Source organism: Streptomyces sp. NPDC001927, from assembly GCF_053594455.1.
The window spans coordinates 480,161-488,698 of sequence record NZ_JBSFEN010000007.1 but is presented as its reverse complement, the minus strand read 5'-3'; the positions used below and the strand labels follow the sequence as shown (position 1 = coordinate 488,698).

Genomic DNA, 8,538 nt, shown 5'->3' with positions numbered 1-8,538 from the left:
AAACGCCCGGTTACATTCCGAACCCGGAAGCTAAGCCTTTCAGCGCCGATGGTACTGCAGGGGGGACCCTGTGGGAGAGTAGGACGCCGCCGAACAATCTTTCAGGACCCTTGGTCCCAGCGTTCACGCTGGGACCAAGGGTCCTTTTGTTTTTCTTGATTTTTTCCGAAGCGCGTCGGGCTGCCGGCTGCGCGAGAATGACTGCAGTACCCGAAGACAGGAGTCACGTCGATGTCCACCAACTCTCCCGACGACCGTCCGGAGCGCGAGCCGCGTCGCAGGGACGGTGGCGAGCGGGGCGGCTTCCGTGGCCCGCGTCGTGATGACAACCGGGGTGGCGGCGGCTTCCGCCGCGATGACCGTCGTGACGACAACCGCGGTGGCGGTTTCCGCCGTGACGACCGGCCGCGTGACGACCGTCGCGACGACCGTCCTTCGTTCCGTCGTGACGACCGTCCGCGTGACGACCGCCGTGACGACCGTCCCCGTGATGACCGTCGCCCTGACAGCCGCGGCGACAACCGTGGCGGTGGCTTCCGCCGTGACGACAGCCGCGGCGACAACCGTGGTGGCGGTTTCCGGCGTGATGACCGCCGTGATGACCGTCCGTCCTTCCGCCGCGACGACCGGCCGCGCGACGACCGCCGCGACGACAACCGTGGCGGTGGATTCCGTCGCGATGACCGGCCGCGTGACGATCGGCGTGACGAGCGTCCGTCGTTCCGCCGTGACGACAACCGTGGTGGTGGCTTCCGCCGCGACGACCGCCGTGATGACAACCGTGGTGGCGGTTTCCGTCGCGACGACCGGCCGCGTGATGACCGCCGTGATGACCGTCCCTCCTTCCGCCGTGACGACCGGCCCCGTGACGACCGTCGCGACGACCGTCCGTCGTTCCGTCGCGATGACCGGCCCCGTGACGACCGCCGTGACGAGCGTCCGTCGTTCCGCCGGGACGACCGCCGTGACGACAACCGTGGTGGTGGCTTCCGCCGCGACGACCGGCGCGATGACAGCCGTGGTGGCGGTTTCCGGCGTGACGACCGTCCGCGTGATGACCGTCGTGATGACCGTCCTTCGTTCCGCCGTGACGACCGGCCCCGTGATGACCGCCGTGACGAGCGTCCGTCGTTCCGTCGGGATGACCGGCGTGACGAGCGGCCGCGCGACGACCGTCGGGACGACAGCCGTGGTGGCGGGTTCCGTGGGCGGGACGACCGGCCCCGTGGGCCCCGTCGGGACGACAACCGTGGCGGTGGCTTCCGTCGCGACGACCGGCCTCGTGACGACCGGCGCGACGACAGCCGTGGTGGCGGGTACCGCGGGCGTGACGACAACCGTGGCGGTGGGTACCGCGGGCGTGACGACCGTGACCGGACCGACCGGGCGCCGATCAAGCGGCTGCCGATCCCGCCGGAGGTCACCGGTGACGAGATCGACGACGATGTGCGCCAGGAGCTCATGAGCCTGCCCAAGGGGCTCGCCGAGGACGTCGCTCGTAACCTCGTCATGGTCGCCGACCTGATCGACGAGGACCCGGAGCAGGCGTACGCGTACTCGCGCATCGCCCTGCGGCTCGCCTCGCGCGTCGCCGCCGTCCGTGAGGCCGCCGGTTTCGCCGCGTACGCCACGCAGAAGTACTCCGAGGCGCTGGCCGAGTTCCGGGCCGCGCGGCGGATGACCGGTGGTGTCGAGCTGTGGCCCGTGATGGCCGACTGCGAGCGCGGCATGGGCCGGCCCGAGCGGGCGCTCGCCATGGCCGGTGAGCCCGAGGTGCAGAAGCTGGACAAGGCCGGGCAGGTCGAGATGCGGCTCGTCGCCGCCGGCGCCCGTCGCGACATGGGGCAGCTGGAGGCCGCCATCGTGACGCTGCAGAGCCCCGAGCTCGCGTCCAGCGCCGTTCACCCGTGGACCGCGCGCCTGCGGTACGCCTACGCCGACGCGCTGCTCGCGGCCGAGCGGGAGACCGAGGCGCGGGAGTGGTTCGCCAAGGCGCTCGAGGCGGACAAGGACGGGGCCACGGACGCCTCCGACCGGCTCGCCGAGCTGGACGGTGTCGAGTTCGTGGACGCCATCGACGAGGACGAGAACGACGACGTGGACGGGGGCCGGGACGGGGAGCCGTCCGGGAGCGTCGATGTCGCCGACGAGGCCGAAGATGCCGATGAGGCCGACGAGGACCAGCCCGACGACCGGGGCTGACGCGTGACGAAAGGGCGGTACCCCCTCGGGGGTACCGCCCTTTCGCATGTCCTCAGTCGAGCGCCAGGCTTCTCAGCACCAGGCCCGTGGCCGGCTTCGGGCCGAAGGACGTCGACTTGCGGGGCATCGTGACGCCCTGCTGTGCCAGGTCCCGTACGACGTCCTCCCGTACCGGGTGCATCAGTACCGCCGTACCGCCCCGGCGCTCCGCCTGCTCCACGGCCGCCTCCGTGTCGTGGATGTAGCTGATGTCCTCCGGCGCGTCCGGGATGTGCCAGAGGTGGTCCAGGAGCGTGGCGTGCAGGACCGTCGCGTCCAGGGTGCGCCAGGCCTGCGGGCGGTCCTCGGGGATCGTGCGGGCGAGGAGCTCCGGGGCGGGGCGGTCCACGAGGTGGAACGTACCGTCGCCGGCCAGGAGGAAGGCGTTGCCGTCCGTCGCTGCGGCCGCGAGGGATGCCATGGCGTCCGGGAGTATGGCGTCGAGGCGGCGGATCCGGAATTGGTCGCCGAGGGCCGCGAGGGCGTCCGCCACGGGGAGGCGGTTGAGCAGGCGGTGGATCGCGCGGACGCGGAGGGGGTAGCGGGCCGTGTCGATGAGGAGGACGAGGCCGTAGTTCCAGGGGCCGGGCTGGGGGTGCTCTTCGCGGAGGCGGAGGTACGTCGCCCAGCGGTGGTGGCCGTCGGCGATCAGCGCCTGGTGCTCGGCCAGGCCGGCGGAGACCGCCGCGAGTTCGGCCGGGTCCGTGATCGCCCAGAGGCGGTGGCTGAAGCCGTCCTCCGTGGTCGTGGCGAGGAGCGGGGTGCGCCGGACGGTGCGTTCGATGACGTCGGCCGGTCCGCCGCCGTTGCCCCGGTAGGTGAGGAGGAGCGGCTCCAGGTTGGCGGCCGTGGTCCGCATCAGGTCGGCGCGGTCCTCGACGACGTGCGGCATGACGTCCTCGTGAGGGAGGACGATGCCCTCGGCCGGGGTGGTGAGCTCCAGGGCACCGATGATGCCGCGCTGGAGGATGTCGCCGCTGCTCTGCTCGTACACGTAGAGCGCGGGCTCGGGGTCCGGCGCGAGGACGCCGTCGGCGAGCCAGCGGTCGAGGGTGACGGCGGCCTTGCGGTGGCGGGTGCCCGGGCTGATGGCCTGCGGAAGGATCAGCCGGACGATGTTGTGCGGGTCGGCGGACTCCAGATGGTGGAGACCGTCGGGCCGGACGACGACGTCGTACGGGGGCGAGGTCACGGCGGCCAGGCTGCCGACCCGTTCGGGGACGTAGCGGAGTCCCCGGAACGGGACCAGGTGCAGACCGTCGTCGGCCGCAGGACCACTGGTGTTCATTGAGCAATCGTAAGTGCGCGGTGGCAATGAGCGATGATCGGGGGAGCGGGGACGGCTTTCAGACGAGGAGTGTGTGGTGGGTATGGGTGACGGTGGCCAGGGCGGGCGGCCCAGGACGGTGCTCGACGGCAGTGCGGTCGCGCTGAGCGAGGCGTACGACACGGCGCTGCTCGATCTGGACGGTGTCGTCTACGCGGGCGGTGAGGCGATCGCGCACGCCGTCGACGCGCTGACGGTCGCCCGGGCCGGCGGGATGCACCTCGCGTACGTCACCAACAACGCGCTGCGGACGCCGGACGCGGTGGCCGGGCACCTCACCGAGCTGGGGGTGCCGGCGGAGGCGGGCGACGTCATCACCTCGGCGCAGGCGGTGGCGCGGCTCATCGCCGACGACGTGCCCGCCGGTTCGCCGGTGCTCGTCGTCGGCGGGGAGGGGCTTCGCGTGGCGCTGCGCGAGCGGGGCCTGGAGCCGGTGGATTCGGCGGACGTGCCGGGCCTCGCGGCGGTGGTCCAGGGGTACGGCGGGCCGGACATGCCGTGGGCGCGGTTCGCGGAGGCCGGGTACGCCGTGGCGCGGGGTGTGCCGTGGTACGCGTCCAACACCGATCTGACGATTCCCGGCGCGCGGGGGATCGGGCCGGGGAACGGGGCCGCGGTGGAGGTCGTACGGATCGCCACGGGCGGTGTCGTGGAGCCGAAGGTGGCGGGGAAGCCGCTGCCGCCGATGCACCGGGAGACCGTGCTGCGGACGGGGGCGCGGCGGCCGCTGGTGGTCGGGGACCGGCTGGACACGGACATCGAGGGCGCGTTCAACGGGGGCGTGGACTCGTTGTTGGTGTTCACCGGGGTGACGGACGTGGCGCAGCTGCTCGCGGCGGTGCCGGAGCACCGGCCGACGTACGTCTCGGCGGACCTGCGGGGGCTCCTGGTGGGGCAGCCGGAGGTCGTGGAGACGGGTGGGGCGTTCGCGTGCGGGGGGTGGCGGGCGTCCGTGAGCGGGGGCGCGCTGCTGCTTGAGGGCGCGGGGGCGGCCGGGGAGCCGGGCGCGCTCGACGTCATGGACGGGGTGCGGGCGCTGTGCGGGGCGGCGTGGTCGGAGGCGGGGGCCGGGGCCTGTGGGCTGGACGCGGGGAAGGCGTTGGAGCGGTTGGGGATGTGACGGTCGGTGGGGCCGCTGGGGTGCTTGTGACCTGTGTGGCCCCTGTGGCTTCTGTGGCCGCTGTGGCCCCTGTGACGATGGGAGCCTTGGGGCCGTTGGGGTGGGGGAAAGGTAGGGTAGGTTAGCCTAACCTCGTGTTGGTCGAGAGTTCCTCCCGAGCGAGCGCGGAGGCTACGAAATCCCCCCAGGCGACGGGCCGCAGGCATTCCGTGCGGGCGTTCGGGCTTGTCGTGGGCGTCGTGGTGCTGCTGCTGGTCTGTGTCCTGAGCATCATGATCGGTGCCAAACCCGTGCCGCTCGGCGATGTGTGGCACGGGCTGTTCCACAACACCGGTACTGGCAACGACGTCATCATCCGTGACGTCCGCGTCCCCCGGACCGTCCTGGGGCTGCTCGTCGGCGTCGCCCTCGGGCTCTCCGGAGCCGTCATGCAGGGCCTCACCCGCAACCCGCTCGCCGAGCCCGGGCTGCTCGGCGTGAACGCCGGGGCCGCCGCCGCCGTCGTCTCCGCGATCGCGTTCCTCGGGATCACCGACGTCGACGCCTACGTCTGGTTCGCGTTCCTCGGGGCCGCCGTCGTCTCCGTCGTCGTGTACGTCCTCGGCGGCAGCCGCAGCGCCACGCCCGTGCGCCTGGCGCTCGCCGGAACCGCCGCCACCGCCGCGCTCTACGGCTACGTCAACGCCGTCCAGCTCCTGAACTCGGCCGCACTCGACCGGCTCCGCTTCTGGACCGTCGGCTCGCTGGCCTCCGCCGACATGGACACCGTGCGGCGCGTCGCGCCGTTCATCCTCGTCGGGGTCGTCGTCGCCCTGCTGATCGCCCGGCCGCTCAACGCCATGGAGATGGGCGACGACACCGCCCGCGCGCTGGGCGCGAACCTCAACCGCACCCGGGTCCTCGCGATGGTCGCCGTCACGCTGCTGTGCGGCGCCGCGACCGCCGCCTGCGGGCCCATCGTGTTCCTCGGGCTGATGGTCCCGTACCTCGTCCGCGCCCTCACCGGCCCGGACATGCGCTGGATCCTCCCGTACGCGGCCGTCCTCGCGCCGGCCCTCCTGCTCGGCTCCGACGTGATCGGCCGGCTCGTGGCCCGCCCCTCCGAGCTTCAGGTCGGCATCGTCACCGCGCTCGTCGGCGGGCCCGTCTTCATCCACCTCGTCCGCCGCAAGAGGATGGCCCAGCTGTGAAGTCGATACGGACCGGTGGCGGGTTCTCCGTACGGTACGACCCCCGCGCCGCGCTCTCCGCGCTACTGCTGGTCGTGGCCACCCTCGCGGCCGGGGTCGTCCTCATCGGCAGCGGGGACTTCCCCATCGCCCCGGGCGACGTCCTCGCCACGCTGCTCGGCGACGGAACTCCCGTACAGGAGTTCGCCGTGATGGACCTGCGGCTGCCGCGCGTCCTCGTCGCCGTCTTCGTCGGCGCGGCGCTCGGCATCGGCGGCGCCGTCTTCCAGTCGATCTCCCGCAACCCGCTCGGCAGCCCCGACGTCATCGGCTTCGGCCAGGGCGCCACCGTCGGCGCGCTGGGCGTCATCGTGCTCTTCCAGGGCAGCGCCATGGCCGCCGCCGGGGGCGCGGTCGTCGGCGGCCTGATCACGGGCGCCGTGATCTACCTCCTCGCCTGGAAGCGCGGGATCCACGGCTACCGGCTCGTCCTCGTCGGCATCGGCGCGGCCGCGATGCTCACCGCCCTCATCCACTACCTCATCACCAAGGCCAACCTGGTCGACGCGACCCGCGCCACGGTCTGGATGACCGGCTCGCTGGAAGGGCGGGACTGGGCGCAGTTCTGGCCGCTGTTCGCCGTCTGCTGTGTCCTCGTCCCGCTGGTCCTCGGGCACGGGCGGGCGCTGCGGATGCTGGAGATGGGCGACGACTCCGCGTACGCGCTCGGGGTGCGGGTCGAGCGGACCCGGATCGTGCTGATGTCCTCCGCCGTCGTGCTCGTCGCCGTGGCCACCGCCGCCGCCGGGCCCATCGTCTTCGTCTCCCTGAGCGCCCCGCAGCTGGCCCGCCGGCTGACCCGCGCGCCAGGACCCAACCTCGCCGCCTCCGCCCTCATGGGCTCCGCGCTGCTGCTCGTCGCCGACTGGACCGCGACCAACGCCTTCGGCGACCGGCAGCTGCCGGTGGGCGTCGTCACCGGAGTGCTCGGCGGCTGCTATCTGCTGTGGCTGCTCGTCACGGAGCGGAAGGCGGGGCGCATATGACGCCCACGGCCCGCATGACGGATTCGTACGTTTCACACGACAGGAAACTCAGGAGCACCTCCATGGACCGTCAGGCCCAGCGGCTCAGCGCCGAGTCGGTCACCCTCGCCTACGACCAGCGGGTCATCGCCCGCGAGCTGTCCGTCGCGATCCCCGACAACTCGTTCACCGTCATCGTCGGGCCCAACGCGTGCGGCAAGTCGACCCTCCTGCGCGCCCTCTCCCGGATGCTCAAGCCCTCCCAGGGCCGGGTGCTCCTCGACGGGCAGAGCATCCACAGCATGCCGGCGAAAAAGGTCGCCAGGACCCTCGGTCTGCTGCCGCAGTCCTCGATCGCCCCCGACGGCATCACGGTCGCCGACCTGGTGGCCCGCGGCCGCTACCCGCACCAGGGACTGCTGCGCCAGTGGTCGCCCGAGGACGAGCGGATCGTCCAGGAGTCGATGGAGTCGACGGGCGTCGCGGAACTGGCCGAGCGGTACGTCGACGAGCTGTCCGGCGGCCAGCGTCAGCGGGTGTGGATCGCGATGGCGCTCGCGCAGCAGACCCCGCTGCTGCTCCTCGACGAGCCCACGACCTTCCTCGACATCCAGCACCAGATCGACGTCCTCGACCTCTGCGCCGAGCTGCACGAGACCCAGGGCCGGACGCTCGTCGCCGTCCTCCACGACCTCAACCACGCGGCCCGGTACGCCACCCACCTGATCGCCTGTCGGGACGGCGAGGTCGTCGCGGAGGGACCGCCCGCCGAGGTCGTCACGGCCGAGCTCGTCGAGCGGGTCTTCGGGGTGCGCTGCCAGGTCATCGAGGACCCGGAGACGGGAACGCCGCTGGTCGTGCCCGCGGGGCGCAAGGCACGGGCGAACGGGCGGCCCGCCGACCGGTCGCTACAGAAGTGAGCGCAGCTTCAGCAGATCGCGGAAGCCGGCCTCCAGCCTGACCCGGCCGGAGGCCCAGGCCTTCGCGAAGTTCAGCTCGCCTTCCACCATCGCCACCAGGTCGTCGCCCGTCATCGCCAGGCGGATCTGCGCCTTGGCGGGCGGCGGGCCCGGCACCGTGTCCTGGACCTGGATCCGGCCGTCCATGAGGCGGCCGGTGAACGTGGTGTCCAGGTCCGTGATGTGGCAGCTCAGGCTGCGGTCGAGCGCGGCGGCGCTGCGGACCTCGCCGTCGGCGCGCGTGAGATTGTCCGAAAGTTTGTCGAGTGCGCTGCGGCACTCCTCGATCGTGGCCATCGCCGTCGACCGTACCCCAGGGCTTCGCGATAGCGTCGGGCGCATGAGTGACGTGACGGACGCAGCGCCGGAGGCCGAGGCCCGGGACGGGCGAGACCCAGGTGCGGTCGAGGAGGCGGGGTTCGAGCCCGTCGGGCCCGCGCCGCTCGGCGTCGTGCGCGTCCCCACCGGGCGGCCCGTCGTGGACGCCCTCCTGGAGCGGCTTGCCGATGCCGACAGCCTTCCGGCGGACGGACACCTGGAGGTGTACGAGGATGTACACCGTGGACTGCGCGACGAGCTGACCTCGCTCGACGCCGTCCGCCCCGGACCGACACCCGGTTCCGGGCCGACGCCCGGCCCTGGACCGACGCACGGTCCCGGACCGACACCGCCGTACGACCTCAGGAGCTGAACCGAA

At 72.4% G+C, this 8,538-nt stretch carries 9 protein-coding genes and 1 rRNA gene; 8 read left to right on the top strand and 2 right to left on the bottom strand.

What is annotated here, in order from left to right; all coding sequences use genetic code 11:
• The 3 genes from rrf to ACWCO8_RS22045 form a co-directional block, all read left to right on the top strand.
• Positions 1 to 95 (top strand): 5S ribosomal RNA (gene rrf / locus ACWCO8_RS22055); the annotation flags it as partial.
• A 269-nt stretch (positions 96 to 364) separates the two neighbouring features.
• The gene (locus tag ACWCO8_RS22050; RefSeq protein WP_451033627.1) at positions 365 to 1,465 is read left to right on the top strand and encodes a hypothetical protein; all 1,101 of its coding nucleotides are present in this window, start codon (positions 365 to 367) and stop codon (positions 1,463 to 1,465) included.
• Positions 1,462 to 2,202, top strand: coding sequence for a hypothetical protein (locus ACWCO8_RS22045; protein ID WP_451033626.1), 741 nt, complete (start codon positions 1,462 to 1,464; stop codon positions 2,200 to 2,202). Before ACWCO8_RS22050 ends, ACWCO8_RS22045 begins: the two co-directional genes overlap by 4 nt.
• Before the next feature lie 52 nt (positions 2,203 to 2,254).
• On the opposite strand, the gene ACWCO8_RS22040 is transcribed toward ACWCO8_RS22045, so the two are convergent.
• Positions 2,255 to 3,529, bottom strand: a complete 1,275-nt coding sequence (locus ACWCO8_RS22040) for a DUF1015 domain-containing protein (protein WP_451033625.1) — start codon at positions 3,527 to 3,529, stop codon at positions 2,255 to 2,257.
• A gap of 82 nt (positions 3,530 to 3,611) precedes the next feature.
• Between ACWCO8_RS22040 and ACWCO8_RS22035 the strand changes: the two genes are divergently transcribed.
• From ACWCO8_RS22035 to ACWCO8_RS22020, 4 genes are all read left to right on the top strand, one after another.
• A complete protein-coding gene (locus tag ACWCO8_RS22035) occupies positions 3,612 to 4,688 on the top strand; it encodes an HAD hydrolase-like protein (protein ID WP_451033643.1) in 1,077 nt (358 codons plus the stop codon).
• A 230-nt stretch (positions 4,689 to 4,918) separates the two neighbouring features.
• The gene (locus tag ACWCO8_RS22030; RefSeq protein WP_451033642.1) at positions 4,919 to 5,878 is read left to right on the top strand and encodes a FecCD family ABC transporter permease; all 960 of its coding nucleotides are present in this window, start codon (positions 4,919 to 4,921) and stop codon (positions 5,876 to 5,878) included.
• Positions 5,875 to 6,903 carry a FecCD family ABC transporter permease gene (locus ACWCO8_RS22025; protein WP_451033624.1) on the top strand — a complete coding sequence of 343 codons (1,029 nt, stop codon included), beginning with the start codon at positions 5,875 to 5,877 and terminating at the stop codon, positions 6,901 to 6,903. Before ACWCO8_RS22030 ends, ACWCO8_RS22025 begins: the two co-directional genes overlap by 4 nt.
• A gap of 62 nt (positions 6,904 to 6,965) precedes the next feature.
• Positions 6,966 to 7,802 carry an ABC transporter ATP-binding protein gene (locus ACWCO8_RS22020; protein WP_451033623.1) on the top strand — a complete coding sequence of 279 codons (837 nt, stop codon included), beginning with the start codon at positions 6,966 to 6,968 and terminating at the stop codon, positions 7,800 to 7,802.
• Here ACWCO8_RS22020 and ACWCO8_RS22015 read toward each other — a convergent pair.
• Positions 7,791 to 8,138: an SCP2 sterol-binding domain-containing protein gene (locus ACWCO8_RS22015; protein WP_451033622.1), complete on the bottom strand. Its 348-nt coding sequence runs from the start codon at positions 8,136 to 8,138 to the stop codon at positions 7,791 to 7,793. The genes ACWCO8_RS22020 and ACWCO8_RS22015 overlap by 12 nt on opposite strands.
• 43 nt (positions 8,139 to 8,181) lie before the next feature.
• Here ACWCO8_RS22015 and ACWCO8_RS22010 point away from each other — a divergent pair, with 43 nt between their 5' ends.
• Complete coding sequence (locus ACWCO8_RS22010; RefSeq protein WP_451033621.1) at positions 8,182 to 8,532, top strand: hypothetical protein; 351 nt, start codon at positions 8,182 to 8,184, stop codon at positions 8,530 to 8,532.
• Positions 8,533 to 8,538: the final 6 nt, after the last annotated feature.

Bases quoted from the DNA above. Each gene is read 5' to 3' on its own strand.
- ACWCO8_RS22045 (WP_451033626.1), top strand. From the start codon at position 1,462: ATGAGCCTGCCCAAGGGGCTCGCCGAGGACGTCGCTCGTAACCTCGTC.
- ACWCO8_RS22040 (WP_451033625.1), bottom strand. From the start codon at position 3,529: ATGAACACCAGTGGTCCTGCGGCCGACGACGGTCTGCACCTGGTCCCG.
- ACWCO8_RS22035 (WP_451033643.1), top strand. From the start codon at position 3,612: ATGGGTGACGGTGGCCAGGGCGGGCGGCCCAGGACGGTGCTCGACGGC.
- ACWCO8_RS22020 (WP_451033623.1), top strand. From the start codon at position 6,966: ATGGACCGTCAGGCCCAGCGGCTCAGCGCCGAGTCGGTCACCCTCGCC.
- ACWCO8_RS22015 (WP_451033622.1), bottom strand. From the start codon at position 8,138: ATGGCCACGATCGAGGAGTGCCGCAGCGCACTCGACAAACTTTCGGAC.
- ACWCO8_RS22010 (WP_451033621.1), top strand. From the start codon at position 8,182: ATGAGTGACGTGACGGACGCAGCGCCGGAGGCCGAGGCCCGGGACGGG.